Source organism: Variovorax paradoxus (assembly GCF_029919115.1).
Lineage (GTDB): Bacteria > Pseudomonadota > Gammaproteobacteria > Burkholderiales > Burkholderiaceae_C > Variovorax > Variovorax paradoxus_O.
The window spans coordinates 3,323,084-3,347,855 of record NZ_CP123990.1 but is presented as its reverse complement, the minus strand read 5'-3'; the positions used below and the strand labels follow the sequence as shown (position 1 = coordinate 3,347,855).

Genomic DNA, 24,772 nt, shown 5'->3' with positions numbered 1-24,772 from the left:
TCAGGCGCGGATTCCTTCGGCGGTCAGGTGCAGCAGCCGGTCTGCACGCGCTGCAGCGCTTTCGGAGTGCGTGACCAGCATCAGCGAGGCACCGTGTTCGCGCGTCTGGCCGATGAGCAGCTCCATCACCTTGGCCGCGGTGGTCGGATCGAGGTTGCCCGTGGGCTCGTCGGCCAGCAGCAGGGCGGGGCGGTGCACCAGCGCGCGGGCAATGGCCACGCGCTGCAGCTGCCCGCCCGAAAGCGTCTGCGGCAGCCGATCGCCCATGCCGGGCAGGCCCACCGCATCGAGCATGTGCGCGACACGGCTCTCATCGCGCTGCTGGCCGAGCAGCATCAGCGGCAGCGCCACGTTCTGCGCCACGTCCAGGTGCGGCAGCACGTGGAAGGCCTGGAACACAAAGCCCACATGGCGGCGGCGCCAGAGTGCGCAGGCCTCACCGTCGAGCTTGCCTATATCTGTGCCATCGTGCATGACGGTGCCCGCGTCCCAGCTGTCGAGCCCGGCCATGCAGTTGAGCAGGGTCGACTTGCCCACGCCCGATTCGCCCACGATGGCGACGAACTCGCCGGGCTCGACGGTGAGCGTCACGTTCTCGAAGACGGGCACGTCGCCGTAGTGCTTGGCAAGGTTGGAAATGCGCAGTGTCATGCGGCGGTTGCAATGCGTTGAACGGCGGTGCGCACCGCATCGGCCGCGTCGCAGGCGATGACGGTGCGCTCAGGCATGCTGCGCAGCCAGGTGATCTGCCGCTTGGCCAGCTGGCGGGTGGCGGCGATGCCGCGTTCGCGCAGCTCGGCCATGGCCTTGGTGTCGGGCCTCTCGTTGCCGCAGGCATCGAGCATTTCCCACGCTTGCCGGTAGCCCACGCAGCGCATCGAAGGAAGCTCCGTCGACAAGTCGCCGCGCGCGCGCAGGGCCTTGACCTCGTCGAGAAAACCGGCGGCGAGCATGGCGTCGAAGCGATCGGCGATGCGCGCATGCAGCCAGGCGCGGTCGGCGGGTTCGAGCGAGAAGAGTGCGCCGCCGGCCAGCCCTTTTGCGGCCTTGTTTTCACCCGCGTGAAAGCTGGACAACGGTTGCCCGCTGCTTTCCCACACTTCGAGCGCGCGCTGGATGCGCTGGCTGTCTTGCGGCGCAAGGCGCGCGGCCGTGACGGGATCGACCTGCGCGAGCCGCGCATGCAGGGCGGGCCAGCCGAGCGCGGCGGCTTCGGCGTCGATGCGTGCGCGCACCGCTGCATCGGCAGCGGGCATGGCGTCGATGCCGTCGAACAAGGCCTTGAAGTACAGCATGGTGCCGCCCACCAGGAGCGGCAGCGCGCCGCGCCCGCGAATCTCTCCGACGAGACGCGTCGCGTCGGCCACGAAAGCCGCTGCGCTGTAGCTCTCGGCGGGGTCGCGAATATCGATGAGGTGGTGCGGCACGCTCGCCAGTTCGGCCTTGCTCGGCTTGGCGGTGCCAATGTCCATGCCGCGGTAGATCAATGCGGAATCGACGCTGACGATTTCTACGGGCCGCAATTGCGCCACCGCGAGCGCCACCGCGGTCTTGCCGGAGGCAGTCGGCCCCGCGAGCGCTATGTATTTCAGGTTTTCAGGAGGGCCGGAAGCGGCAACGGAGGGCGGCATAAGCGCCCGAGGGTAACAACAAAATGAAGCCGGGACTCCGGCTCAGATTGCTTGTGCGCTTGCCGCCGCCTTGGCGCGTGCTTCTTGCGGCAGGGCGGGCGAATCCGCACGAGGCGCCGCCGGCAGCACCGGCACCGGCTGGGCGCCGCGCACGATTGGCGCACCTTCCGTTTGCCTGGAGGCCAGGGTGGCCTCGGGCTTCATGCGGAACAGCTGCGAAAGGGCCGAGCGGTACTGCGCTTCGCCGACCGAATTGGTGTTGTGGTGCGACCCGCCCTCCACCAGAACGAAGAGCTTGGGCACCGTGGCCGCGTTGTAGAGCTTGCGGCCCAGCGTGGGGTTGATCAGGCTGTCGGCCGTGCCGTGCACCACCAGGAGCGGCGCCCCGATGTCCTTGACCCGGTTGATCGCTTCGAAGCGCTGCGTGATGAGCGGACCGAACGGCAGCCAGCCCCACTTGAAGCCGCTCACCACGTCGGCAATGGAGGTGAAGGTGCTTTCGACGATGGTGCCGCTCTCGTCCTTGACGTTGGCCGCCAGGTCGATGCCGATGGCGCCGCCGAGCGAGTGGCCGAAGATGTAGCGGTGCTGGCGCGGGTGGCGGGCAGCGAGCCACATCCAGGCGGCGCGGGCGTCTTCACGCGCCGATTCTTCGGAGGGCAGGCCCTTGGAACTTTTGCCGAAACCGCGGTAGTCGATGGCCAGCACCGAAAAGCCCAGTTCGTGCATGCGCTGGATGCGCGGGGCCGAACCGGCCACGTTGTAGCGGGCGCCGTGCAGGTACAGCATCACCGGCCGGTCGGTGGTTTCGGGTTCACCGCCGAGCCAAAGGCCGTGCAGGCGCGCCGGTTCACCTGTAATGGACGACTGGAAGTCGATCCAGACGTCCTGCATGCCTTCGGTCATGCTGGCGGTATTGCCCCAACTGCGGTCGCTGGGCTGAAAAATCCATTCGCGCTGCTGTTCGTCGAATGTGGAGCAGCCGGCGGCCAGAAGGGCGCACAGCGAAATAACGGAGGCAAGCAGAGACCAGCGTTTCATGGGCTAGAGGGACAGCGAAGCCGGCAGAAAGTTCATACGCTTTCGACTGAAACGCGCCGACACTGCGCTTCAGGACCTCCCCTTGGGTGCCTCAGGTGGCACTTTGTTCTACACATGCAACGCCCGTGCCCGCTTCACGGATGACTGCAAAAAACTCCGTAAAAACCCTCAAAATGCCCCGTTTTGTTACCTGCCGCGCATAAAAAGCGCGTCCAGCTCGCGGATCGACAGCTGCCGCCAGGTGGGTCGGCCATGGTTGCACTGGTCCGAACGCTCGGTTGCTTCCATTTGTCGTAATAAAGCGTTCATCTCGTCGATGGTGAGCTTGCGGTTGGCCCGCACTGCGCCGTGGCAGGCCATGGTCGAGAGCAGTTCGTTTTGTGCGCGCTGCACCACCGTGCTGGCGTCGTGCTGGGCCAGTTCGGCCAAAACGCTGCGCGCCAGCTCCACCGGATCGCCGTCGGCCAGGGTGCCCGGCACTGCACGCACCGCAAGGGTGCGAGGCGAAAACGGCGTGATTTCAAGGCCCAGCGTGGGCAGCACCGCGGCGCAGGCCTCGGCGGTGGCCACTTCTTGCGGCGTGGCCGCAAAAGTGGCCGGAATCAGCAGCGGCTGGCTGGTGATGGCGGCGCCGTCCAGTTGCGTCTTGAGCCGCTCGTACACGATGCGCTCGTGCGCCGCATGCATGTCGACCACGATCAGCCCCTGGCTGTTCTCGGCCAGGATGTAGATGCCATGCAACTGGGCTACTGCGCGGCCGAGCGGCCATGCCTCTTCGTTGGTGGCCAGGGATTCGGCGGCCGCAGGGGCCGCAGGCAGCCCGACAGGCGCCCGGAACGACATGGGCGGCGTGCCGATCACGGGCCAGTGCGAGGTTTCTGCCCCGGAATGCTCCAGCGCCGATTCGTCGGCCCGTCGCGGCCACATGGCGTCGAAGTCGCCCACGCCGCGTTCTGCTGCCGTGAAATTGATGGCCGGCTGTGCCCAGGTGGCACCCGAGGCCGGCACATTCGGCTTGAAGAAGGGTTGCTGCGCCGCAACCGGCACGACTGCATCGCCCGCACGCGGCGCTGCGAGTGCGTTTTCGATGGCGTGGCGCACCGCCTGGTGCACCTCGCGCCCGTCGCGAAAACGCACCTCGATCTTGGTCGGGTGCACGTTCACATCGACCCGCGACGGATCGATTTCGAGGTACAGCGCGTACACAGGCTGGCGCTGGCCGTGCAGCACGTCTTCGTAGGCGCTGCGCACCGCATGCGAGAGCACCTTGTCGCGCACGAAGCGGCCGTTGACGTAGAAGAACTGCTGGTCGCCGCGCGACCGGGCCGCGTCGGGGATGCCTGCGCGGCCTACCACGCGCACTGCGCCGCCGATGTGATCGACGGCCACGCTCTGTGCCACGAAATCGTCGCTGAGTGCGTCGGCCAGCCGCTGTTCGCGCTTGTCTGCGGCGCGCCACTGCTCCATCAGCTTGCCGTCGTGCCACACCGAAAAGCCGACCTCGGGCCGCGCCAGTGCATGCCGGCGCACGGCCTCGATGCAGTGGGCCAGTTCGGTGGCGTCGGTCTTCAGGAACTTGCGGCGTGCGGGCGTTGCAAAGAACAGTTCGCGCACCTCGACGGTGGTGCCGATCGTGCGGGCCACCGGGCGCAGTTCGCCGGTGCGTCCGTCGAGCGCAAAGGCGCTGTCGGCGCCGGTAAAGCGCGAAAGAATGCTGAGTTCGGCAATCGCATTGATTGCCGCGAGCGCCTCGCCGCGAAAGCCCATGGTGCCGACCGTTTCAAGATCGTTGAGGCTGGCGATCTTGCTGGTTGCATGGCGGCGCAAGGCAACGGTGAGTTCTTCGCGCGGAATGCCCAGGCCGTCGTCTTCGACAGAGATCAGCCGGACCCCGCCCGAGGCCAGCCGCACCGTGACCTGGCTTGCGCCCGCGTCGAGTGCGTTGTCGAGCAGCTCGCGCACCACCGAGGCCGGCCGCTCGACCACTTCGCCGGCGGCAATCTGGCTGATCAGCTCGTCGGGGAGCTCGCGGATCGGCCGGCGTTCGAGGGAGGGAATGGAGGAGGGAAGGGCGCTCACGCGAGCATTCTAGAAGCCCGGCGGGATGTATCGAGCTGTCATCAGGGGTCTCTGAATCCATCACGGAAGGCCTGCAGGCATGCAGCAAGGATAATCCGCCACCATGGAAATCATCAGCTTTCTCGTCGACTTCATCCTGCACGTCGACAAACACCTCGAGGCCTTCGTTGTCGCCTACGGCCCCTGGGTCTACGCGCTGCTCTTCCTGATCGTGTTCGTGGAGACCGGCGCGGTGGTGATGCCGTTCCTGCCCGGCGACTCGCTGCTCTTCATTGTGGGCGCGCTCTGCGGCTTGGGACTCATGAGCTTTCCGATCGCGTGCACGGTGCTCATCGTTGCGGCCATTCTGGGCGACCAGTGCAACTACAGCATCGGCCGCTACTTCGGGCCCAAGGTGTTCCAATGGGAGAACTCTCGCTTCTTCAACCGCAAGGCCTTCGATCAGGCGCATGCGTTCTACGAGCGCTATGGCGGCATCACGATCGTGCTTGCGCGCTTCATGCCGTTCATTCGCACCTTTGCGCCTTTCGTGGCCGGCGTGGCTGAAATGAACCGGGCCAAGTTCACCATGTTCAATGTGGGCGGCGCGCTGCTCTGGGTGCTGGGCATTGCAACGGCGGGTTACTTCTTTGGCAACCTGCCGTTCGTTCGCGAGCATCTCGACAAGATCATCTGGGCGCTGATCTTCGTGCCTGGGCTGCTGGCGATCTTCGGCGCCTGGCGAGCCTCGCGCGCAGAAAAGGCGCGCGCGCAGGTGCCTTCGAAAGCTTGATTTCCGCGCCCATGAAAAAAGCGCGCCGGTGATGGCGCGCTTCAAGAACGGGTTGGTAGAAGGTCAGTAGGTCGGGCCATTGCGCGGGTAGTAGGTACCCGGCGGATAGGCACGCTGGCTCTCGTAGTAGTTGCGCTGGTTGCGTTCGTCGACGCTGCGGCCCACTTGATTGCCGATTACACCGCCGACGGCTGCACCGCCCAGCGTACTGGCCGTGTTGCCGCCAATGGCATGGCCCACTGCCGCGCCGCCGAGTGCGCCCACGCCGGTGCCCAGGTTCTGGTTGGGACCCGATGCGCAGCCTGCCAATGCCATGACCGAAGTTGCCGCCGCAGCGGTAATCCAGATGCGTGCTTTCATGATGTCCACCTTTCTAAAGTGATGGCTCATGATGGGCAAAAGCGGTCCGGCCCCAGTGTAGGAGCCTGCCGCGCCTGACTGTGCGGTGCCACGGGCCGCCCTGCGTGGGACAGCAGGGCGGCGCGCAAGGGTTTAAAGCTGACGGCTGCGCGCCAGCGGCGGGTTCTGCGCAAAGTAGCGCTGGATGCCGCGCATGAGCGCATCGGAGAGGCTTTCCTGGTAGCTGACGCTGCGCAGGTTCGCTTCTTCTTCAGGGTTGCTGATGAACGCAGTTTCGACCAGCACGCTTGGAATATCTGGCGCCTTGAGCACGGCAAAGCCCGCCTGCTCAACCTGCGGTTTGTGCAGCCGGGCGCCAATGCCGCGTATCTCGCCGAGCATGGCGCCGCCGAGCTTGAGGCTGTCGTTGATCTGCGCGGTGGTGCTCATGTCGAGCAACGCGCGCTGTACCTGCACTTCGTGGTTGCCGACGTTCACGCCGCCCACCTTGTCGGCATCGTTCTCTTTGTTGGCGAGCCAGCGTGCCGCGCTGCTCGAGGCACCGCTCTGGCTCAACGCAAAAACGCTGGCGCCGCGCGCGGCGGGCGTGGTGAATGCATCGGCGTGGATGCTCACGAAGAGATCGGCCTGCACGCGCCGCGCTTTTTGCACGCGCACGCCAAGCGGCACGAAGAAGTCGGCATCTCGCGTGAGAAACGCGCGCATCGGGTTGCCGCCGACGCTGCTTGCGTTGATGCGATCGCGCAGGCGATGCGCGATTTGCAGCACGATGTCTTTCTCGCGCGTGCCGTTCGGGCCGATGGCGCCCGGGTCTTCGCCACCATGGCCGGGATCGAGCGCCACGATGATGATGCGGTCGGTGCGGCTTGAGGTGGCGCCGCCGCGCGAGGCTGTGACGGGCGCGGGAGAAGGCGCCACTGCGACCGGAGGCGGAGGTGCCACGGGCGGCGGTGGCGGCGCGGTGGCACCGGGCCGCGTGGCTTGTTGCGCCATCAGTTCACCGAGCGGATCGGGCGCGGTGGCGGACGGAGGCATGGCCACCGAGATTGGTGGCCGCGCAGCAGGTGCGGCAGGTGCAGCAGGTGCAGCCGGTGCAGCAGGCATGGCAATGGCGCCAGGCGCAGGGCGAGGCGCGGGCACGTTGGGCGAGGGCCGAACGAGAATCGGCGGGCCTCCATCGGGTGCAAGCCGCGAAGTGGGCGCGGCAGGCGGCGGCACGGACGGTGCGCTGGCCACTGTGGTGTCGTTGTTGCCGCCATTGCTGCCGCGCGGTGCCTCGCGCAGGCGCTCGGTGATCAGCGCTTCCATCGGGTCGATGGCTTTTTCGGGGTAGAGATCGAGCACCAGCCGGTGCTTGTACGCGGCAATCGGCGCAAGCGAAAAGACCTGCGGCACCACGGCCTGCTTCAGGTCGAACACGATGCGCACGACCTTCGGCGCATTCTGGCCGACGCGCAGGCCGTTGATGTAGGGGTCGCCGGGCTTGATCTTGCCGACCAGCTCGCGCAGCTCGGGGTTGAGGTCGATGCCCTCGATGTCGACCGCCAGCCGCGGCGGGCTGCCCACCACCAGCTGCTGCGAATGGAGCCGCGCATCGGACTCGATGGTGACACGCGTGTAATCCGCCGCGGGCCACACGCGCACCGCGAGGATGGTGGCGCCGCGCGCAATCTGGTGCACGCCGAGCATCAGCGCAATGCTGCCGCCCTGGAGCAGCACGCGCCTTTTGAGGCCGCCCGCCTTCATGCGCCGGCGTGCGTCAGCAGGTCGCTGCCGCGGGGGGTGTTTGCAAGAAGGGTCACGCTGCGTGTGTCGTCTGTCATTGCTTCTATTTTAATAGCGAGGTCCGCAATTGGAGTGCGGCCCGCAGCGTTTTCGGGCCATTCGGCGAGCTTGAGCCCCGGTCCCGCGAAAATGTCACGGAAACCGGCGTCGTCCCACTCGCGTGGATCGTTGAAACGATAGAAATCGAAGTGGAAGATGGCCAGGCCGTCCGGCGCCTCATGCGGCTCGACCACCGCGTAGGTCGGGCTCTTGATGCGGCCCTGGATGCCGAGCGCGCGCAGCAGGTGCCGCACGAAGGTGGTCTTGCCGGCGCCAAGGTCGCCATGCAGCGCAATGAAGGCATCGCGCAATGCGGGCGCAGCCGCGAGTGCGCGTGCGAAGGCGTCGGTGTCCTCCTCGCTGCGCCAGCGCAGTGTGCGGCCGGCGTTCTTCGGCGTTTCTACAATCGGCAAGTGATCGTCAGCCATCCACTCGTTGCTCGTATTCAGGCATTGGCCCGGGAACTCGGATTCTCCCAAATCGGAATCGCGGGCGTCGATTTATCGAGCGCCGAGGAAGGTCTGATGCAATGGCTGGCCCATGGGTTCCATGGCGAGATGAAATACATGGCAACGCACGGCACGCGCCGCGCGCGGCCGGCCGAACTGGTGCCGGGTACGGTGAGCGTGATTACCGCACGCATGGACTACCTGCCGCGGGGCACACAGCTGGACGACTGGCAGGCTGTCGAGTTCGATCGGCTCGCGCGGCCCGGCGAAGCCATCGTCTCCGTCTATGCGCGTGGCCGCGACTATCACAAGGTGCTTCGCGCGCGGCTCGCCAGGCTGGCCGAGCGCATTGCCGAAGAGGTGGGCCCTTTCGGGCATCGTGCCTTCACCGATTCGGCGCCCGTGCTCGAAGCAGAGCTCGCATCGCGCAGCGGCCAGGGCTGGCGCGGCAAGCACACGCTGGTGCTGGACCGCAGCGCGGGCTCGATGTTTTTTCTTGGCGAGATCTACGTCGACATGGCGCTGCCCCAGAGCGAGCCGGTCACCGCGCATTGCGGCAGCTGCAGTGCCTGCATCGACGTGTGCCCGACGAAGGCGATCATCGCGCCGCACCGGCTCGATGCACGGCGCTGTATTTCGTACCTCACCATCGAGCACGGCGGGCCGATTCCGCTGGAGCTTCGGCCGTTGATGGCCAACCGCATCTATGGCTGCGACGACTGCCAGCTGATCTGCCCCTGGAACAAGTTTGCAAAGAAAAGCGCGCTGCCTGACTTCGACGCGCGCGAAGGACTCACAGGGCAGGCGCTGGCCTCGCTCTTCGCGTGGACCGAGGAGGAGTTTCTGCGCTACACCGAAGGCAGCCCGATCCGCCGCATTGGCCATGAGCGATGGTTGCGCAACATTGCCGTGGCTCTGGGCAATGCACTGCGCGCCGGCGAGAGCGGCGCCGCGGAGGCGCTTGCCACGCGGGCAGCGGATGCGAGCGAGCTGGTGCGGGAGCACGTGGCCTGGGCGCTGGCGCAGCGCCCCGAGGCAGCAAAAACCCCCTAGCGCGGCAGCGCCAGCGCAAACGGCAGGCTGGCCACGCCCAGCAGCGTGGACAGGGTCACCAACCCGGCCACATAGGGCCCGTTGTAGCCCATGCGCGCCGCGAGCACATAGGCGCTCGACGCCGTGGGTACGGCAGAAAACGCCATCAGCACGGAAGCATGCGTGGGATCGAGCCGCAGCGCACGAGACAGGCCCCATGCGACCAGCGGCAGCAGCAAGTGCCGAATCGACAACACCGAAACGGCCAGCACCTTGCCGCGCCCCAGGGTAGCGAACTGCATGCCCGCGCCCGCCGCCAGGAGGCCGAGCGCAAGCGATGCGGCGCCGATGCGCGTGAGCGTCGGCGTGGCCCAGCTCGGCACCGTGAAGCCCAGCAGGTTTGCCAGCAGCCCCGCCACCGTGGCAACGATCAGCGGATTGCGCACCAGCTGCCGCGCAAAGCCCGACTGCGCATGCCGCGCCATCGGCCACACGGCGGCAATGTTGAACATCGGCACGCACACGCCGATCAGCACCGCAATCAGCAACAGGCCCTCTGGGCCGGCCAGCCGCTCGGCAAGCGCAAGGCAGATGAAGGAGTTGAAGCGAAACCCGATCTGCGCGCTGGCTGCGTGGTCGCGGCGGTCTATGTGCGAGCGCAGGCCAGGCACGTAGGGCAGGGCGTAGGCCAGCGCAATGCCGCTGAGCCCCACGCCGACACCCGCCGTGAGCAGGCTCGAGGTGGCGCCAAAATCGAGCGGGCTGCGCACGATCGAATGGAACAGCAGCACCGGAAAAAGAAAGTAGTACACCAGGCTTTCGACCTGGTCCCACACGCGGCGGTCGAGCGCGGTGTAGCGGCAAAGCAGCCAACCGATGGCAATGAGCGAAAAGTCCGGGAAGAGCAGCTGGGCAAAGTTCACCGCTTCGAGCATAAACCGTCGGGGGCCATGGGTAATCCACAGCACCGGCGGCCAGCGAAGCGGCTAGCATCCGGGGCTTTGCTTTTTCGACATCAGTCAATCAAGGAGTTATAGATGCAACGTCGTCAATGGGGCGCCATGGTGGGTGCCGCCGCGCTGGTCGTGGCCGCGGGCCAGAGCTTCGCGCAGGGCTATCCCAACAAGCCGGTCGAACTGAGCGTGCCCTTTGCACCGGGCGGCACCACCGACATCGTGGCGCGCGTCATTTCCGATCCGCTGGGCAAGGTGCTCGGCCAGCCGGTGGTGGTGATCAACCGCGCCGGCGGCGGCGGCATTGTGGGTGCGGCAGAAACGGCACGCGCCACGCCCGATGGCTACAAGCTCGGCGTTGCCACCGTATCGAGCACGGCGGCCAACCCGGCCATCAACCCCAAGGTGCCGTATGACCCGGTGAACGATTTCACGCCCATCATCAACATTGCGGCCACCCCGAACATCATTGCGGTGAACCCGAGCTTCCCGGCCAAGAACTACGCCGAGTTCGTGGCCGAAATCAAGAAGAACCCCGGCAAGTATTCGTACGCCTCGTCGGGCACGGGCGGCATCGGCCACCTGTTGATGGAACTCTACAAGAGCCTCACCAATACCTTCGTCACGCACATTCCCTACCGCGGCGCAGGCCCCGCGCTGAATGACGTGGTGGCCGGGCAGGTGCCGATCATGTTCGACAACATTCCGTCGGCCATGCCTTTCATCCAGAGCGGCCGCCTGATTCCCATCGTGGTGTCGGCGCCCCAGCGCCTTGCCGCGCTGCCCAACGTGCCTACCTTCAAGGAAGTGGGGCTCGAGCCCGTCAACCGCATGGCGTACTACGGCATCCTCGGCCCCAAGGGCCTGCCGAAGGAAGTGGTCGACAAGATCAGCGCCGGCGTGAAGAAGGCGGTGGAAGATCCGGCCGTGAAGAAGCGCATCGAAGACACGGGTTCGCTCATCGTGGCCAACACGCCCGAGCAGTTCGCCGCGCAGATCAAGGCCGAATACGACGTCTACAAGCAGGTGGTCGCCAAGCAGAAGCTGAAGCTCGACTGATCCGCCTTCGCCCAAGCAAAGCCGCCCGCAACCGGGGCGGCTTTTTCTTTTTGTTATCTTGCACCGCATGACCGAGGCCGCTGCCGCACAAACTCCCGAGATCGACGATTTCATCGATGCCCTGTGGCTCGAGGACGGGCTGTCGAAGAACACGCTGGCTGCCTACCGGCGCGACCTGGCGCTGTTCGCGCAATGGCTTCGCAAGGAGCGCAGCGGCGCGGTGCTCGACGCCGCGAAGGAAAACGATCTGCAGGCCTACATGGGCGTGCGGCTTTCCACCAAGGGCAAGGCCACCTCGGCCAACCGGCGGCTCACCGTGTTCAAGCGCTATTACCGCTGGGCGCTGCGCGAGCGCCGCATCTCGGCCGACCCCAGCTTGCGCCTCGCCCCCGCACGGCAAATGCCACGCGCCATCAAGACCTTGTCGGAAAAGCAGGTGGACGACCTGCTGGCCGCGCCCGACGTGGAATCGCCGCTCGGGCTGCGCGACCGCGCCATGCTCGAGCTGATGTATGCGAGCGGGCTGCGCGTGAGCGAGCTCGTCGCGCTCAAGGCCATCGACATGAGCCTGAACGACGGCGTGCTGCGTGTGCTGGGCAAGGGCAACAAGGAGCGCCTGGTGCCGTTCGGCGGCGAGGCGCGGCGCTGGATAGAGCGCTACCTGGAGGAGTCGCGGCCCGTCATCCTCGATGGTCAGCAGACGCCCGACCTGTTCGTGACATCGCGCGGCGCGGGCATGACGCGCGTGATGTTCTGGGTGATCGTGAAGAAGCAGGCGGCGGCCGCGGGCATCCACGTACCGCTGTCCCCGCATACCTTGCGCCACGCGTTTGCCACCCACCTGCTGAACCATGGCGCCGACTTGCGCGCGGTGCAGCTGTTGCTGGGCCATGCCGATATTTCGACGACCACCATCTACACGCATGTGGCGCGCGAGCGGCTCAAGCAGTTGCATTCCCAGCATCATCCACGGGGCTGAGGGGCGGGCCGAATGAACCGCACGATGCCACTGCCGTCGCTGCGCATAGGTTGCGCGGGCTGGAGCCTTCCGCGCGGCCTGTGGCCGAATTTTCCGTCCGAGGGCTCGCACCTGGAGCGCTATGCACAGCGCTTCGACGCGGCGGAAATCGACACATCGTTCTATCGGCCGCACCGGCGCGAAACCTACGAGCGATGGGCTGCGAGCACGCCCGACGGGTTTCGCTTCGCGGTCAAGTTGCCGCAATCCATTACGCACGAAAAGCGGCTGCTCGATGCGATGCCCGAATTCGAGGCGTTCATTGCGCAGGTCGACGGCCTCCGCGCCAAGCTGGGCTGCCTCGTCGTGCAGCTTCCGCCCAGCCTGGCATTCGATGCCGGTACGGTGAAGCGCTTTCTCTCGGCGCTGCGGCGCCGCCACGGGGGACCGGTTGCGCTCGAGCCTCGGCATCGCAGCTGGTTCGCCCCCGAGGCCGAGTCGCTGCTGTCGCGCCTGCACGTCGCACGCGTGCTGGCCGACCCGGTGCTGTTCGACGAGGCGGCCGCGCCGGGCGGATGGCCCGGGCTCGTCTACCTGCGGCTGCATGGATCGCCGCGGCGCTACTGGTCTGCCTACGACGACGCGCTGCTCGAGCGGCTTGCGTCGCGGCTCCGGCTGGCGCAGGGCGAGGGTGCGGAGTGCTGGTGCATCTTCGACAACACGGCGGGCGGCGAGGCCGTTGGCAACGCGACGACGTTGGCGCGGCTGCTTCAGAATTGCTGATTCATCCGAGGAGACAGAACCATGAACTTCAAGAACAAACTCTGCGCCGGGCTGGCGCTGGCCGCAGCGGCCGGCCTTGCCGCTGCGCAAGCCTTTCCGACCGCCAAGCCCATCCGGCTGATCGTGGGCTATCCGCCCGGCGGCGGCATCGACTTTGCGGCGCGCACGGTGCAGGTGCCGCTGCTAGAGGCCCTCAAGCAGCAATTGGTGGTCGACTACAAGCCCGGCGCGAGCGGCATGATCGCAGCCACCGAGCTCACGCGCCAGCCGGCCGACGGCTACACGCTGCTGCTGGCCAACACCGGCCCCTTCGCCATTGCGCCGTACCTGCAGAGCAAGCCGCCGTACGACCCGATCAAGCAGTTCACCTATATCGGCCAGATCAGCCAAGGCAGCTACATCGCGGTGACGCGGCCGGACCATCCGGCAAAGAACCTCAAGGACTTTGTCGCCTGGGCCAAGGGGCAGCCGGGCAAGGTCAACTTTGCCTCGGGCGGCAATGGCACCTCGACGCACCTGAACGGCGAGCTCATGAACCAGGTAACCGGCCTGGACATGACCCATGTGCCCTACAAAGGCAGCGCACCCGCGGTGCAAGACCTGCTCGGCGGGCAGACGCAGATCCTCATCGACGCGGGCAGCGTGCTGCTGCCGCAGGTAAAGGGCGGCAAGCTCAAGGCATTGGCGGTGACCGGGCCGGTGCGCGATCCGCAATTGCCCGACGTGCCGACGGTGAAGGAACTGGGTCTTGCAGGCATGGAGTCCGTCGGCTTCCAGGGCCTGGTAGGGCCGGCCAACATGCCCAAGGACGTGGTCGAGCGGCTTTCGAGTGAACTGGCCCGCGTGCTGGCTCAGCCCGAGGTCAAGGCCAAGTTCGCGACCGCGGGCGCCGAGGTGCATCCGCTCGGGCCCGCCGAGTTCGCGGCTTTCGTCAAGGCCGACAATGAGAAGTGGTCCAAGCTCATCCGTGAGCGCAAGCTGCAACTCGACTGAATTTCTTTCCCGCGACCTGACCGTTACCCTGACCGACATGCATTTCTCGTCACTCAAGCCTTCGTGGCTGCTCGCCGCCGCTCTCTGCGCTTCAGCCGCCGCGCAGGCACAAACCGTTCCCAAGACCATTCGCCTCATCGTGTCGTACCCCGCCGGCGGAGTGAGCGACGTGGTTGCGCGCGCGCTCGGCGACAGGCTCGCCGCGCAATTGGGCACCACCGTGGTCGTTGACAACCGCGCCGGCGCGAGCGGCGCCATTGGCATGGATGCGGTAGCCAAGTCCGCGCCCGACGGCGCAACGCTGGGCTTCTCGGCGATCAGCCCGCTGGTGCTGAGCCCGCACCTGGGCAAGCTGCCCTTCGATCCGCTGAAGGACATCGCGCCGGTTTCGAGCGTGATGTATTCGCCGGTGCTGCTCATCGCCACGCCGGCCAGCAAGTCGAAGGATTTCCGTGCGCTCATTGCCGATGCCAAGGCGCAGCCGGGCGCGGTGCGCTGGGCTACCTCGGGGCCGGCATCGCTCGGCCACATCGTGCTGGAGCAGGTGAGGGCCAGCGCGGGCGTGGACATCACGCACGTGCCCTACAAGGGCGGCGGCCAGCAGCTCAACGATGCGCTGGGCGGGCAGTTCGAGATTCTGTCGACCAACGCGAGCCCCACGCTCTCCTCGCACATCCAGTCGGGCAAGCTGCGGCCGCTGGCGGTGGGCGCACCCGCGCGGCTCGAGAGCTTGCCGCAGGTGCCTACGCTGGGCGAACTGGGCTACAACGCCGCAAACATCAACTCGCTGTTCGGCGTGTTCGCGCCCGCCGCAACGCCGCCCGCGCTGATCGCGAAATACAACGCCGAGATCAACAAGGCGCTGGCCAGCCCCGAGCTGCGCGCCAAGCTCACCGCCACCGACAACGTGCCCACCGGCGGCACCCCTGCCGCCTTTGCAAAGGAAATTGCCTCGGAGTTCGAGAGCAACGGCCGGATCATCAAGGCGGCGAACATCAAGGCCGATTGACCCCGACGCTTGCAGGCCCGTTGTTCCCTACCTTATAGTAGGTAGATGTCCAGCGCCACAGCCCTTGCCACCGGCAGCACCCGCGAGCAGATCCTCGCGGTGGCGCGCTCGCTGATCGAAACGCGCTCCTACCTGGGATTCAGCTTCCAGGACGTGGCCGATGCAATCGGCATTCGCAAGGCGAGCCTCTACCACCACTTTCCCACCAAGGAAGCGCTGGGCATTGCGGTGATCCGCGAAGCCACCCAGCTCTTCAAGAATTGGGAAGCCGCAAGGGTGCGGGCGCCGAAAGACGCACTCGAATCGTATTTCCGCATGTACCGCAACACGCTCAAGGCGGGTTCGGGCATGTGTCCCGCAGGAGCGCTGACGCCCGGCTGGGACTGCATCAATGAGGAGCTGCGCCAGGCCGTGCAGGAGTTGCGCAACACGCAGGTGCTGTGGCTCACCGGCGTGCTCGGCGCGCTGGCGCCGGCCGGGCACAAGAAGGGCGCATCGGCGGCCTCGCTGGCGTCTTATGTGTTCTCGGTGTGCCAGGGCGCGCTGCTCGCGTCGCGCATGACGGGCCGCGTCGAAGACTTCGACGAAGCCATCGCGCAGCTCAGGAGTTCATTGCCCGGTTGACGCCGGGCGGATCGCAGGCACGCATCGACGTGCTTATTTTTTGAACCTGTTGCCTACCGATTGGATGGTAGGCATGCCATAAGGAGCACCTTCATGAAAGCAGTCATTTCCGCCTACGCCCGCTCGCCGTTCCACTTTGCGAAGAAGGGCGCGCTTGCAGAGGTTCGTCCCGACTCGCTGGCCGCCGGCGTGGTGCGCGGCCTGCTGCAGCGCACCGACCTCGACCCGGCGCTGCTCGAAGACATCGTGCTCGGCTGCGCCTACCCGGAGGCCTCGCAGGGCAACAACCTGGCGCGCGTCGTCGGGCTCCTCGCGGGGCTGCCGCACGAGGTGGGCGGCATGACGGTGAACCGCTTCTGCGGCTCGTCGATGCAGGCGGTGCACATTGCCGCGGCGCAGATCGAAGCGGGCATGGGCGAAGCCTTTCTGTGCGTTGGCGTGGAGTCGATGACGATGGTGCCGCAGGGCGGCTTCAACTTTTCGCCCAATCCGGAACTGAAGGAAAGCACCGACGCCTATATCTCGATGGGTGAGACGGCCGAGAACGTTGCGCAGCGCTGGAACGTGAGCCGTGCCGACCAGGAAGCCTTTGCGGTCGAGTCGCACCGCAAGGCCGCGGCCGCGCGCGCTGAGGGCCGCCTGGCAGGAGAGATCGTGCCGGTGCGGCTGGCATCCGGCGACGTGATCGATGCGGACGGCTGCATTCGGCCGAGCACCTCCGCCGAGGCGCTGGCAGGCCTGAAGCCGGCGTTCCGCCCCGATGGCGTGGTAACCGCCGGCACCTCGTCGCCGCTTACCGACGGGGCCGCGGTCGTTCTCGTGACCAGCGATGCCTTTGCCTCCAGGCACAACCTGCAGCCGCTTGCCCGCATCAAGTCTTTTGCGACCGTGGGCGTGGATCCGGCGATCATGGGCATCGGCCCGATCCCCGCAACGCGCAAGGCACTGGCCCGCGCGGGCCTCTCGGCCGCCGAGCTCGACGTGATCGAACTCAACGAAGCCTTCTCGTCGCAGGCGCTGGCCTGCATTCGAGACCTGGGGCTCGATCCGGCCAAGGTCAATCTCGACGGCGGCGGCCTGGCCATTGGCCATCCGCTTGGCGCGACTGGCGCGCGTATCACCGGCAAGGCCGCTGCCCTGCTGGCGCGCGAGAAGGGCCGCTACGCGCTGGCCACGCAATGCATCGGCGGCGGGCAGGGTATTGCCACCATCCTCGAACGCGTCTGAAGGTTGGAGAATGCGCGCAGGCACTACAAGGAACCCTCATGGCGGCACTCCCTGACCACACCGGCGCCGAACGCGCGCTGTACCTCGAAGACCTGTCGGTCGGCGACCGTTTCCAGAGCGGTGAGCACACGCTGGACGAAGCGCAGATCAAGGCGTTTGCGCTTCAGTTCGACCCGCAGCCTTTCCACACCGACGAAGAGGCTGCGAAGAACACCTTCTTCGGCGGGCTCGCAGCAAGCGGTTGGCACACGGCGGCGCTCACCATGAAGCTGCTGGTGGAGAGCGGCATTCCGCTGGCCGAAGGCATCATCGGATCGGGCGGTGAGCTTCAGTGGCCCAAGCCCACTCGGCCTGGCGATGTGCTGCATGTGGTGAGCGAGGTGCTGGACATCACGCCTTCGCGCTCCAAGCCCGGCCGGGCGATGGTGACGATGCGCTGCCGCACGCTCAACCAGCGCGGCGAAGTGCTCCAGTACTTCACGCCCAAGCTGGTGGTGCACGCCAGGCCTGCGTAGGCCTCGCTGTTCGTCTTCTACTCAGTCTTGGCGCCGGCCGAAAGCGCGCGCATTTCTTCGGCGCTGAAGCCGGCGCGTTCGCGTGCCTCGAAGTTGAAAGGCGGCTTCAGGCGCGGCGCTTCGTAGTGCGCGACCAGCTCCGGATAGGTCAGTTCGGGGTCGCGGCCGGCGCGCTCGCAAAGCCAGCGATACCAGCGGTTGCCGATGGCCACATGGCCCACCTCGTCGCGCAGGATGATGTCGAGAATCTCGACCGCGCGCAGCGCATCGGGGGTGTTGACGCGCTTGAGCTTGGCCTGGATGAGCGGAGTGGCGTCGAGTCCGCGCGCCTCGAGCGTGCGTGGCACCAGCGCCATGCGCGCGAGCACGTCGTCCTTGGTCTTCTCGCACATGCTCCAGAGCCCGTCGTGGCCCGGAAAGTCGCCGTAGCGGTAGCCCATGCCCTGCAGGTGCGCATGCAGCAGCGTGAAGTGCTGGGCCTCCTCGTCGGCCACGCGCAGCCAGTCGCGGTAGTAGGCCTCGGGCATGCCGTCGTAACGCCACACCGCATCGAGCGCAAGGTTGATGGCGTTGAACTCGATGTGGCAGATCGAATGGATCAGCGCGGCGCGGCCCTCGGGCGTGAAGGGCGAGCGCTTTTGCACGGCCGTGGCAGCCACGCGCACCGGCTTTTCGGGGCGGCCCGGCACGCCGAGATCGTCCCCTTCGGTGCGCAGGGGTTCAAGTGCTATGGAATCGGTAGCTGCATGTGCAGCTGTGGCGCGTGTCGCGGCAACCTTGGCTTGAGGGTCGGTCAGTCGCAGCGCGGCCAGCGCGCTCAATCGGGGGTGCATCCCTACAATTCTAGTTTTTGCCCCCGGAGACTCCACGATGGCCCTTTATGAACTCGACGGCGTTGCGCCGCAACTCGGCACCGGCGCATGGGTGGCCGACAGCGCGGAAGTGATCGGCAACGTGAAGTTGGGTGAAAACGCGAGCATCTGGTTTGGCGCGGTGCTGCGCGGGGACAACGAGACGATGACCATCGGCCGAAACAGCAATGTGCAGGACATGTCGATGCTGCATTCCGACCCGGGCAGCCCGCTGACCATCGGCGAGAACGTCACCATCGGCCACCAGGTCATGTTGCACGGCTGCACCATCGGCGACAACTCGCTGATCGGCATCCAGGCCGTGGTCTTGAATAACGCCAAGATCGGCCGCAACTCGATTGTCGGCGCCGGCAGCGTCGTGACCGAGGGCAAGGAGTTTCCAGACAACTCGCTGATCTTCGGTTCGCCCGCCAAGGTCATGCGCACGATCAGCGACGAAGACGCCGCCCGCTTGCGCCACGGCTCCGACCATTACGTACAGAACGCCGTTCGCTATGCGAAGGGCCTCAAGAAAATCGCCTGATTCCATTCAGGCACAACCGAAAGAAATCCGTTTTGAGCGAGCTGCACAAATTCCTGTTCGATGGCCTGCCGGTGCGCGGCGTGATCGTGCGCCTGACAGATGCGTGGCAGGAAATCCTGGCGCGGCGTGCCTCCAACACCACCACCGGCGCCTATCCGCCGCCGGTGGCCGAACTGCTCGGCGAAATGACCGCCGCGGCCACGCTGATGCAGGCCAACATCAAGTTCAACGGCTCGTTGATCCTGCAGATCTTCGGCGACGGTCCGGTCAAGGTGGCCGTGGCCGAGGCCAAGCCCGACCTGAGCCTGCGTGCCACCGCCAAGGTCATCGGCGAGCTGCCGGCCGATGCGCGCCTGCCCGACATGGTCAACGAGAACAACAAGGGCCGCTGCGCCATCACGCTCGACCCGAAGGACAAGCTGCCGGGCACCACGCCGTACCAAGGCGTGGTTCCGCTCTTCGACGACGATGGCGAGAAGCTCGGCAAGCTGAGCGACGTGCTGCAGCACTACATGCTGCAGAGCGAACAGCTCGACACCACGCTGGTGCTGGCAGCCGACGACAAAGTGGCGGCGGGCCTCTTGATCCAGCGACTGCCGGTCAAGGGCGAGGGCAACCTCGAAGGTTCGTCGGGCGGTACTTCCGACAAGGACCACGACCAGGCGAATGAAGACGAGATCGGCCGCAACGAGGACTACAACCGCATCTCGATTCTTGCGTCGACCCTGACGCGCGACGAGTTGCTGACGCTCGACGTCGAGACCGTTCTTCGCCGCCTGTTCTGGGAAGAAAAGCTGCTGCGCTTCGAACCGCAGATGGGCTTGCTCGGCCCGCACTTTGCCTGCACCTGCGGGCGCGAGCGCGTGGCGCAGATGATCCGCGGGCTCGGCGTGCAGGAGGCCGAGGAAATCCTGGCCGAGCGCGGCGACATCGAAGTGGGCTGCGACTTCTGCGGCAAGCAGTACCGCTTCGATGCGGTCGACACGGCGCAGATATTCACGCCGCCTGGCGACCAGGTGCCCGCGAGCCCCGTGGTGCAATAGGTCGCGGGGCCTTTCCTCGCTCCCGCTCAGGCGGGCTGCCGCAGCACCTTGATCATTGCGGCCAGGCGCTCGTTCGCAAAGCCTGCGCCCAGCGCACGGTCGAACAGGCCCATCAGGAAATCCGGAAAGCTCGCATCGAGCTTTGCTTCGCGCGCCTGCTTCACGAACAGCCGGCCCGAGCCCGCGCAGGTGGCCATCGAGCTTTCGGGTTCGCCGTAGCGGCCGGTGTGAATGGCCTCGCCCTCGGCGCTGATCATTTCGCCGAGCACCGGCGAGATCGCACCGATCATCTGCGAGAACTCGTTCACCTTCAGCCCTTCGGATTCACAGATGCGCGCGCCGTGGAAGAACCCGCTCATGGCGCCGAACATGCACGAGAGCGTGGCGAGATCCCAGGCCGCCGAGTTGCCGATGGGCTCGCCCATGTACAGGATGTTTCCTGCAATGGCTTCGAGCACCGGCCGGCAACTGGCCAGCGCGCGCTCTTCGCCGGAAATGAAAAGCGGCGTATCGGGCCGGCCGATCTGGCCGGGCGTGGCGAGCAGCGCGCCGTCGAGGTAGGCCACGCCGCTCAGGGCGGCCCAGTCGTCGCGTGCATCCTGCGGCGTGCCGGTGCTCAACTGCACCAGCACCTTGCCGCGCAGCGCATCGGCCACGCCGGGCGAGGCCAGGATCGACCGGGAGGCCGCATAGTCGGCCACGCAGATCAGCACCACGGGGCTGGCCTGAACAGCGGCGAGGGCGCTGGGCGCGAGCACGGTGCCTTGGTTGAGGATGGGCTTGGCGCGCTCGGCGGTGCGGTTCCACACCGTGAGCGTGTGCCCGGGTTGAAGCGCTCGCGCGAGCGCAATGCCCATGGGGCCGAGGCCGATGAGGGACACGTCGGTCATGTGTTCGTTCTTTCTTTTTGATTGCAATTCAAGTTCAGGCCGCGGCCGGCGTGAGGTTCTGGCCCAGCCCGCCATCGACCGTGAGCCGCGCACCGGTCGTGAAGGTCGCCTCGAAGGCGAAGAAGAGCACCGCGCGGGCCACCTCTTCGGCCGTGCCGTGGCGCCGCATCGGCGTGATCTGGTCGCCCAGGCGGATGAACTCGGCGCGCTCCTCTGCCGTCGCATCGGCGATGCCGAGCGTGGGCGTGTCGATGAAGCCGGGGCTCACCACGTTGACCCGGATGCCGCGTCCCACGAGCTCTGCCGCAAAGCCCGAGGCGAAGGAACGCAATGCGGCCTTGGTCGCGCTGTAGACGCTCAGGCCGTGCATGCCGCCCTTGTCCGCGATGGACGAGGTGACGACGATTGCGCCGCCGGCGCGCATCAGCGGCACGAGGCGCTGCACGGTGAAGAACGGGCCCTTGGTGTTGATCGCGAAAGCGCGGTCGTAGCCGGCTTCGGTCACCTGCTCGAAGGGCTCCAGCGTCGAGATGCCCGCGTTGATGTGCAGCAGGTCGATGTGGCCGAGCTTTTCGCGGGCGAGCGCCGCGAGTGCGTCGATGTCGGCCAGCGAGCCCGTGTCCGAGGCTACGACATGGGCACGAGGCCCCAAGGCGCGGCGCGCGGCTTCGAGGTTCTTCGGGTTCAGGCCTGTCACGAGCACTTCGGCACCGCCTTCGAGCAGCGCCTGGGCGGTGGCCAGGCCCATGCCGATGGTGCCGCCGGTAATGACGGCCTTCTTGCCAGCGTATTTGTTGTTCGCAGGGATGTGCATGGATCGGGGGTCTTGAGTGGTTGTGTTCATGGCAGCGGATGATCCGGAAAGCGGCCGACCCGGTCGCGCACATTCGGCCGCGGTGCAGCACGAACGGACGCAGGCGCGCGAGCATGCTTTGCCGGCGCGCCGGATAATTGCCCGATGAGCGATCACGCCCCCTCCGACACCCATCTGAACGTGCACGTGCGCCACACGCCCGGCGGCGTGGTCGGCTTCGAGGCCGTGCCCGACCACCGCATCAAGGTGCATGCGGGTGCGCCCGTCAACGGCGCCTGCAAGCTGCACAAGTTCCGCTACACGCGCGGTGACATCGACATCCTGCCCGCCGGCAGCTCCGACGTCTGGCACGAGGACGCGGCCAGCACGTCGCTGGTGGTGCACATGCCGCCTTCGCTGCTGCGGCGCACCGCCGACGAAATGGGCCTGCCGGCCGACCGTGCGAGCCTGGCAGAGCGCCATCAGCTGCGCGATGCGCATATCGAACATATTGCTTGGGCACTCGACGCCGAACGGCGCGCCGGCTTTCCCAACGGCACTCTCTACGCCGACAGCCTGGGCACCGCGCTGGCGGCGCACCTGCTCGGCGGGCACCGGCTCCATGAAACGGCGCCGGTGCAGGGGCTCACACGGCCGCAGTTGCGCCGCGTGACCGACTACATCGAAACCCACCTGGAGGGCGATCTCTCGCTGGCCAGGCTGGCCGAGGTGGCGGGCCTGAGCGCGTCGCACCTGAAGACGCAATTCAAGCGCTCCACGGGCCTGCCGGTGCACGAGTACGTGGTTCACCGGCGTGTCGACCGTGCGCGCGGCCTGCTGGTGCGCAGCGGCATGGCCGCGAGCCAGGTGGCGCTGGAAAGCGGCTTTGCGCACCAGAGCCACATGGCACGATGCATGCGCCGTGTGCTCGGCGCCACGCCCAGCGAGGTTCGGCGCGCCGGCTAGGCCGCGCTGCCAGTCATAGGCGCCCAGCGGGCGCGTCGATCAGCGCGGAACCGCGTCGTCGAAATCGCTGAACGAGATATCGGGTGCGCTCGTGTTGTGGCGCGAAGGCAGGCTGCGCCCAAAGCGCATTTGCGTGCCGCTCAGCGTCTTCACTTCAGGCAAAGGCAGCACCTGCTCCGCCGCATCGGGAGATTCCCGCCACCGCACTTCGCTCACGTCGGCGTTGTCCGCCGCAACGTACATCGAGCGCAGCACCGCAAAGGGCCGTGCATCGGCGGTCGGAGTCGAGAGCCTGACATCGAGCGCGGTGCGCGCGCGGCTGATTTCGGACACCTTGGCGACGGCGCTGCCGCCCCTGGCAAAGCGCAGGTGAATGGCCAGCGGCTTGGGCACGATGCGGATCGATGCGATGTCGACCACCGGCCGGCTGCCTTGCTCGACCGGGCCGAGCAGGAACGACGAGCCATACACGCCGTCGCCGAAGCGTTCTTCCGGCAGCGGCTTGATGCGCCAGTAGCCGTCTGCGGGGTAGAGCACCAGCGCCTCGAGCACCTTGCCTTCTTCCTTGCGGAAGATCTGCAGCAGGTGAAAGCCGCGGTCGGTGCGCGCACCCACGCGCACCGGCACCTGTTGCGGGCGCCAGAAGCTGGGCAGCGTCATGCCGACGATGCGCCACTGCGCGTCGTCGAGCAGCACCACGCGGCGCGGCTTGAACTTGTGCGCGGGATCGGTAGGGTGCGCACCGCCGTCGAAGTTGCAGCCCGAAAAGTCGGGCGCGGTGACGTCGTTGCCGATGCTGCCCAGATACGCCGGCTGCAGCGCCTCGATGCGCATGCGCCGGATGCCTTCGCCGCGCAGCACCAGCGAGACGTTGTCTTCCTCGGCGCAGGCGGTCGTCGTGGTGGCGTTTTCCACGGTGGCGGCAACCGGTGCCGCCGCAGCGGTGCCGGCTGCCAGCAGGGCCGGGCCGACGAGACAAAGAAGACAGGCGAGACGAGAGAAACCAAGCGGGAACATCAGATCTCCGAACGGGGGTTTGGCGGGTTGTCGCGGCGGCCGAGCAGGTCGCTGAACAGACGATGTTCGCATTCCGGGTCGGAGCATTTCTCGCAAGGCCATGACCAGGAGGTGGGTTTCGCGTCGCCGCGGCTTCCCCGTGCCCGGGCCTGGCCCTCGTTGCCGGCGATGGAGTTGATGGCGTTCCATGCATTGGAAAGCCTTTCGCCGCCGGTGCCATGCACCACGGCGAATGAGAGTCCGGCGCCCGAAAGCGCCGCGCGCACCAGCGTGTCCGTCGGCTCGCGCGCGTGGTCGCCGTCGCGCAATGCGTCGGCAACCCAGGGGATGTCGAGCGCAGTCAGCAGCGTGATGGCGTAGCGCCGCTGTGCGGCGAGCGCATCGGCGTAAAGGGAGGTGTCGCCGAACAGCTGCTCGCTGTACACGGCAGTCATGAGCGCCGTGGTGTCGGCCACCACCACGCCCGAGGCCGCCGCGGCGTCGATGCGGCGCGTCTGTTCGTCGGCGATGGCGCGCTGCTCGTCGGGGCGAGGCGTGCGGCCTTCGCGCTCGCACCACTCGCGCAGGTACTCGGCCACCAGCGTGGCCGCAATGCCGCGCTCCTGCAGGCGCTGCGTGAGCGCGCGCGCGAGTTCAGTCTTGCCCGTGCTCTCGGCGCCGAGCAGCGCAATGACGCAGCCGGTGGGCAGCGTGGGTGTCATGCGCGCGCAGCCTCGCTCTGCATGCGCGAGCGCCATGCAACAAAACCCGCCACGCTGAGCGCCGCGAACACAGCGTAGAGCCCGACGGTGAGCCACAGGCCCTTATGGATGAAAAGGCCCACGCTCACGATATTCACCGCCAGCCACACCAGCCAGTTCTCGATGAACTTGCGCCCCAGCAGGAACTGCCCGACCAGGCTGAGCCCGGTGGAAAAGCCGTCCCACCAGGGCACGTCGCTGTCGGTGAAGCGGTGCAGGAAGAGGGCGACCGCTGGCCATGCCACCGCGCAGGCCACTAGCGCAAACGCAATGCCGCGCGGCGAAAGCCGGCTGACCCGCAGTGCGCTGCCGTCAGCCCGATGGCCTCGCAGCCACTGTGCCCAGCCCCAGAGCGCGACGATAGCGAAGAACACCTGGAGCGAGGCGTCACCGTAGATTCGCGCCTCTGCAAACACGGCCACGTAGAGCAGCGAGCTGACGATCGCGAGCGGCCAGCCCCAATGGATTTCGCGCATGTTGCAGCCGACCATGGCCAGCGCCAGCACGGCAGCCACGAGTTCGAGCCAGCTGACCGGAGAGCCCCAGAGCGCAAAGGCGGGGGCCGAGAAGAACTCGGGCATCAGCGGAGTCAGGCGTCGAGCGCCGCCGGGCCGCCCCA

27 protein-coding genes are annotated in these 24,772 nt (G+C 66.8%); 13 read left to right on the top strand and 14 right to left on the bottom strand.

Annotated features, from left to right (window positions below; translation table 11 throughout):
• From QHG62_RS16145 to mutL, 4 genes are all read right to left on the bottom strand, one after another.
• Positions 1-651, bottom strand: coding sequence for an ABC transporter ATP-binding protein (locus QHG62_RS16145; protein ID WP_281146635.1), 651 nt, complete (start codon positions 649-651; stop codon positions 1-3).
• Positions 648-1,631 (bottom strand): tRNA (adenosine(37)-N6)-dimethylallyltransferase MiaA, encoded by a 984-nt coding sequence (miaA, locus tag QHG62_RS16140; protein WP_281146634.1) that lies wholly within the window; start codon positions 1,629-1,631, stop codon positions 648-650. The genes QHG62_RS16145 and miaA overlap by 4 nt, the downstream gene beginning before the upstream one ends.
• Positions 1,632-1,673: 42 nt before the next feature.
• Positions 1,674-2,672 carry an alpha/beta hydrolase gene (locus tag QHG62_RS16135; protein ID WP_281146633.1) on the bottom strand — a complete coding sequence of 333 codons (999 nt, stop codon included), beginning with the start codon at positions 2,670-2,672 and terminating at the stop codon, positions 1,674-1,676.
• A 186-nt stretch (positions 2,673-2,858) separates the two neighbouring features.
• The gene (mutL, locus tag QHG62_RS16130) at positions 2,859-4,751 is read right to left on the bottom strand and encodes a DNA mismatch repair endonuclease MutL (RefSeq protein WP_281146632.1); all 1,893 of its coding nucleotides are present in this window, start codon (positions 4,749-4,751) and stop codon (positions 2,859-2,861) included.
• A 103-nt stretch (positions 4,752-4,854) separates the two neighbouring features.
• On the opposite strand from mutL, the gene QHG62_RS16125 reads away from it, so the two are divergent.
• Positions 4,855-5,523 carry a DedA family protein gene (locus QHG62_RS16125; RefSeq protein WP_281146631.1) on the top strand — a complete coding sequence of 223 codons (669 nt, stop codon included), beginning with the start codon at positions 4,855-4,857 and terminating at the stop codon, positions 5,521-5,523.
• Positions 5,524-5,586: 63 nt separating this feature from the next.
• Here QHG62_RS16125 and QHG62_RS16120 read toward each other — a convergent pair whose 3' ends face one another.
• The 3 genes from QHG62_RS16120 to tsaE form a co-directional block, all read right to left on the bottom strand.
• Positions 5,587-5,883, bottom strand: coding sequence for a glycine zipper domain-containing protein (locus QHG62_RS16120; protein ID WP_126748955.1), 297 nt, complete (start codon positions 5,881-5,883; stop codon positions 5,587-5,589).
• 132 nt (positions 5,884-6,015) lie between these two features.
• The gene (locus QHG62_RS16115; protein WP_281146630.1) at positions 6,016-7,629 is read right to left on the bottom strand and encodes an N-acetylmuramoyl-L-alanine amidase; all 1,614 of its coding nucleotides are present in this window, start codon (positions 7,627-7,629) and stop codon (positions 6,016-6,018) included.
• The gene (gene tsaE, locus QHG62_RS16110; RefSeq protein ID WP_281146629.1) at positions 7,626-8,135 is read right to left on the bottom strand and encodes a tRNA (adenosine(37)-N6)-threonylcarbamoyltransferase complex ATPase subunit type 1 TsaE; all 510 of its coding nucleotides are present in this window, start codon (positions 8,133-8,135) and stop codon (positions 7,626-7,628) included. The genes QHG62_RS16115 and tsaE overlap by 4 nt, the downstream gene beginning before the upstream one ends.
• Between tsaE and queG the strand changes: the two genes are divergently transcribed.
• Positions 8,121-9,209 carry a tRNA epoxyqueuosine(34) reductase QueG gene (queG, locus tag QHG62_RS16105; RefSeq protein ID WP_281146628.1) on the top strand — a complete coding sequence of 363 codons (1,089 nt, stop codon included), beginning with the start codon at positions 8,121-8,123 and terminating at the stop codon, positions 9,207-9,209. The genes tsaE and queG overlap by 15 nt on opposite strands.
• Here the strand turns inward: queG and QHG62_RS16100 are convergent.
• Positions 9,206-10,123, bottom strand: coding sequence for an AEC family transporter (locus QHG62_RS16100; protein ID WP_281146627.1), 918 nt, complete (start codon positions 10,121-10,123; stop codon positions 9,206-9,208). The two genes, queG and QHG62_RS16100, sit on opposite strands and share 4 nt — an antisense overlap.
• 102 nt (positions 10,124-10,225) lie before the next feature.
• Between QHG62_RS16100 and QHG62_RS16095 the strand changes: the two genes are divergently transcribed.
• The 8 genes from QHG62_RS16095 (at position 10,226) to QHG62_RS16060 (ending at position 17,309) form a co-directional block, all read left to right on the top strand.
• The gene (locus tag QHG62_RS16095; protein WP_281146626.1) at positions 10,226-11,200 is read left to right on the top strand and encodes a tripartite tricarboxylate transporter substrate binding protein BugE; all 975 of its coding nucleotides are present in this window, start codon (positions 10,226-10,228) and stop codon (positions 11,198-11,200) included.
• Positions 11,201-11,267: 67 nt separating this feature from the next.
• Positions 11,268-12,179: a site-specific tyrosine recombinase XerD gene (gene xerD, locus QHG62_RS16090; protein ID WP_281146625.1), complete on the top strand. Its 912-nt coding sequence runs from the start codon at positions 11,268-11,270 to the stop codon at positions 12,177-12,179.
• A gap of 12 nt (positions 12,180-12,191) precedes the next feature.
• Entirely contained in the window at positions 12,192-12,941 is a 750-nt protein-coding gene (locus QHG62_RS16085; RefSeq protein ID WP_281146624.1) for a DUF72 domain-containing protein, read from the top strand.
• A 21-nt stretch (positions 12,942-12,962) separates the two neighbouring features.
• Positions 12,963-13,934 carry a Bug family tripartite tricarboxylate transporter substrate binding protein gene (locus QHG62_RS16080; protein WP_281146623.1) on the top strand — a complete coding sequence of 324 codons (972 nt, stop codon included), beginning with the start codon at positions 12,963-12,965 and terminating at the stop codon, positions 13,932-13,934.
• 37 nt (positions 13,935-13,971) lie between these two features.
• Positions 13,972-14,943, top strand: coding sequence for a Bug family tripartite tricarboxylate transporter substrate binding protein (locus QHG62_RS16075; protein ID WP_281151673.1), 972 nt, complete (start codon positions 13,972-13,974; stop codon positions 14,941-14,943).
• Between the two features lie 45 nt (positions 14,944-14,988).
• Positions 14,989-15,567 carry a TetR/AcrR family transcriptional regulator gene (locus tag QHG62_RS16070; protein WP_281146622.1) on the top strand — a complete coding sequence of 193 codons (579 nt, stop codon included), beginning with the start codon at positions 14,989-14,991 and terminating at the stop codon, positions 15,565-15,567.
• Positions 15,568-15,660: 93 nt separating this feature from the next.
• Entirely contained in the window at positions 15,661-16,794 is a 1,134-nt protein-coding gene (locus tag QHG62_RS16065; protein ID WP_281146621.1) for a thiolase family protein, read from the top strand.
• A gap of 38 nt (positions 16,795-16,832) precedes the next feature.
• Positions 16,833-17,309, top strand: a complete 477-nt coding sequence (locus tag QHG62_RS16060; protein WP_281146620.1) for a MaoC family dehydratase — start codon at positions 16,833-16,835, stop codon at positions 17,307-17,309.
• A 17-nt stretch (positions 17,310-17,326) separates the two neighbouring features.
• Here the strand turns inward: QHG62_RS16060 and QHG62_RS16055 are convergent, their stop codons facing one another.
• Positions 17,327-18,142, bottom strand: coding sequence for a ferritin-like domain-containing protein (locus QHG62_RS16055; RefSeq protein WP_281146619.1), 816 nt, complete (start codon positions 18,140-18,142; stop codon positions 17,327-17,329).
• Positions 18,143-18,179: 37 nt separating this feature from the next.
• Here QHG62_RS16055 and QHG62_RS16050 point away from each other — a divergent pair, with 37 nt between their 5' ends.
• Positions 18,180-18,704 carry a gamma carbonic anhydrase family protein gene (locus tag QHG62_RS16050; RefSeq protein WP_157614698.1) on the top strand — a complete coding sequence of 175 codons (525 nt, stop codon included), beginning with the start codon at positions 18,180-18,182 and terminating at the stop codon, positions 18,702-18,704.
• A gap of 32 nt (positions 18,705-18,736) precedes the next feature.
• Positions 18,737-19,747, top strand: coding sequence for an Hsp33 family molecular chaperone HslO (locus QHG62_RS16045; protein WP_281146618.1), 1,011 nt, complete (start codon positions 18,737-18,739; stop codon positions 19,745-19,747).
• A gap of 26 nt (positions 19,748-19,773) precedes the next feature.
• Here QHG62_RS16045 and QHG62_RS16040 read toward each other — a convergent pair whose 3' ends face one another.
• Positions 19,774-20,637, bottom strand: a complete 864-nt coding sequence (locus tag QHG62_RS16040; RefSeq protein WP_281146617.1) for an NAD(P)-dependent oxidoreductase — start codon at positions 20,635-20,637, stop codon at positions 19,774-19,776.
• A 34-nt stretch (positions 20,638-20,671) separates the two neighbouring features.
• The gene (locus tag QHG62_RS16035; protein WP_281146616.1) at positions 20,672-21,481 is read right to left on the bottom strand and encodes an SDR family oxidoreductase; all 810 of its coding nucleotides are present in this window, start codon (positions 21,479-21,481) and stop codon (positions 20,672-20,674) included.
• A 114-nt stretch (positions 21,482-21,595) separates the two neighbouring features.
• Between QHG62_RS16035 and QHG62_RS16030 the strand changes: the two genes are divergently transcribed.
• Entirely contained in the window at positions 21,596-22,396 is an 801-nt protein-coding gene (locus QHG62_RS16030; protein WP_281146615.1) for an AraC family transcriptional regulator, read from the top strand.
• Between the two features lie 39 nt (positions 22,397-22,435).
• Here the strand turns inward: QHG62_RS16030 and QHG62_RS16025 are convergent, their stop codons facing one another.
• From QHG62_RS16025 to pnuC, 3 genes are read right to left on the bottom strand one after another with little or no spacing between them, the layout of a single operon-like run.
• Positions 22,436-23,413 (bottom strand): hypothetical protein, encoded by a 978-nt coding sequence (locus QHG62_RS16025; protein ID WP_281146614.1) that lies wholly within the window; start codon positions 23,411-23,413, stop codon positions 22,436-22,438.
• Entirely contained in the window at positions 23,413-24,114 is a 702-nt protein-coding gene (locus QHG62_RS16020; RefSeq protein WP_281146613.1) for an ATP-binding protein, read from the bottom strand. The genes QHG62_RS16025 and QHG62_RS16020 overlap by 1 nt, the downstream gene beginning before the upstream one ends.
• Positions 24,111-24,734 carry a nicotinamide riboside transporter PnuC gene (pnuC, locus tag QHG62_RS16015; RefSeq protein WP_281146612.1) on the bottom strand — a complete coding sequence of 208 codons (624 nt, stop codon included), beginning with the start codon at positions 24,732-24,734 and terminating at the stop codon, positions 24,111-24,113. Before pnuC ends, QHG62_RS16020 begins: the two co-directional genes overlap by 4 nt.
• Between the last annotated feature and the right edge of the window lie 38 nt (positions 24,735-24,772).

Excerpts from the sequence above, each read along its gene's own strand:
- QHG62_RS16075 (WP_281151673.1), top strand. The coding sequence starts at position 13,972 with ATGCATTTCTCGTCACTCAAGCCTTCGTGGCTGCTCGCCGCCGCTCTC.
- QHG62_RS16120 (WP_126748955.1), bottom strand. The coding sequence starts at position 5,883 with ATGAAAGCACGCATCTGGATTACCGCTGCGGCGGCAACTTCGGTCATG.
- QHG62_RS16115 (WP_281146630.1), bottom strand. The coding sequence starts at position 7,629 with ATGAAGGCGGGCGGCCTCAAAAGGCGCGTGCTGCTCCAGGGCGGCAGC.
- QHG62_RS16080 (WP_281146623.1), top strand. The coding sequence starts at position 12,963 with ATGAACTTCAAGAACAAACTCTGCGCCGGGCTGGCGCTGGCCGCAGCG.
- miaA (WP_281146634.1), bottom strand. The coding sequence starts at position 1,631 with ATGCCGCCCTCCGTTGCCGCTTCCGGCCCTCCTGAAAACCTGAAATAC.
- QHG62_RS16125 (WP_281146631.1), top strand. The coding sequence starts at position 4,855 with ATGGAAATCATCAGCTTTCTCGTCGACTTCATCCTGCACGTCGACAAA.
- QHG62_RS16060 (WP_281146620.1), top strand. The coding sequence starts at position 16,833 with ATGGCGGCACTCCCTGACCACACCGGCGCCGAACGCGCGCTGTACCTC.
- QHG62_RS16135 (WP_281146633.1), bottom strand. The coding sequence starts at position 2,672 with ATGAAACGCTGGTCTCTGCTTGCCTCCGTTATTTCGCTGTGCGCCCTT.
- QHG62_RS16070 (WP_281146622.1), top strand. The coding sequence starts at position 14,989 with ATGTCCAGCGCCACAGCCCTTGCCACCGGCAGCACCCGCGAGCAGATC.
- QHG62_RS16025 (WP_281146614.1), bottom strand. The coding sequence starts at position 23,413 with ATGTTCCCGCTTGGTTTCTCTCGTCTCGCCTGTCTTCTTTGTCTCGTC.
- xerD (WP_281146625.1), top strand. The coding sequence starts at position 11,268 with ATGACCGAGGCCGCTGCCGCACAAACTCCCGAGATCGACGATTTCATC.
- QHG62_RS16030 (WP_281146615.1), top strand. The coding sequence starts at position 21,596 with ATGAGCGATCACGCCCCCTCCGACACCCATCTGAACGTGCACGTGCGC.
- tsaE (WP_281146629.1), bottom strand. The coding sequence starts at position 8,135 with ATGGCTGACGATCACTTGCCGATTGTAGAAACGCCGAAGAACGCCGGC.
- QHG62_RS16040 (WP_281146617.1), bottom strand. The coding sequence starts at position 20,637 with ATGACCGACGTGTCCCTCATCGGCCTCGGCCCCATGGGCATTGCGCTC.
- QHG62_RS16065 (WP_281146621.1), top strand. The coding sequence starts at position 15,661 with ATGAAAGCAGTCATTTCCGCCTACGCCCGCTCGCCGTTCCACTTTGCG.
- QHG62_RS16050 (WP_157614698.1), top strand. The coding sequence starts at position 18,180 with ATGGCCCTTTATGAACTCGACGGCGTTGCGCCGCAACTCGGCACCGGC.
- QHG62_RS16085 (WP_281146624.1), top strand. The coding sequence starts at position 12,192 with ATGAACCGCACGATGCCACTGCCGTCGCTGCGCATAGGTTGCGCGGGC.
- QHG62_RS16145 (WP_281146635.1), bottom strand. The coding sequence starts at position 651 with ATGACACTGCGCATTTCCAACCTTGCCAAGCACTACGGCGACGTGCCC.
- QHG62_RS16100 (WP_281146627.1), bottom strand. The coding sequence starts at position 10,123 with ATGCTCGAAGCGGTGAACTTTGCCCAGCTGCTCTTCCCGGACTTTTCG.
- QHG62_RS16095 (WP_281146626.1), top strand. The coding sequence starts at position 10,226 with ATGCAACGTCGTCAATGGGGCGCCATGGTGGGTGCCGCCGCGCTGGTC.
- QHG62_RS16020 (WP_281146613.1), bottom strand. The coding sequence starts at position 24,114 with ATGACACCCACGCTGCCCACCGGCTGCGTCATTGCGCTGCTCGGCGCC.
- QHG62_RS16035 (WP_281146616.1), bottom strand. The coding sequence starts at position 21,481 with ATGAACACAACCACTCAAGACCCCCGATCCATGCACATCCCTGCGAAC.
- QHG62_RS16055 (WP_281146619.1), bottom strand. The coding sequence starts at position 18,142 with ATGCACCCCCGATTGAGCGCGCTGGCCGCGCTGCGACTGACCGACCCT.
- pnuC (WP_281146612.1), bottom strand. The coding sequence starts at position 24,734 with ATGCCCGAGTTCTTCTCGGCCCCCGCCTTTGCGCTCTGGGGCTCTCCG.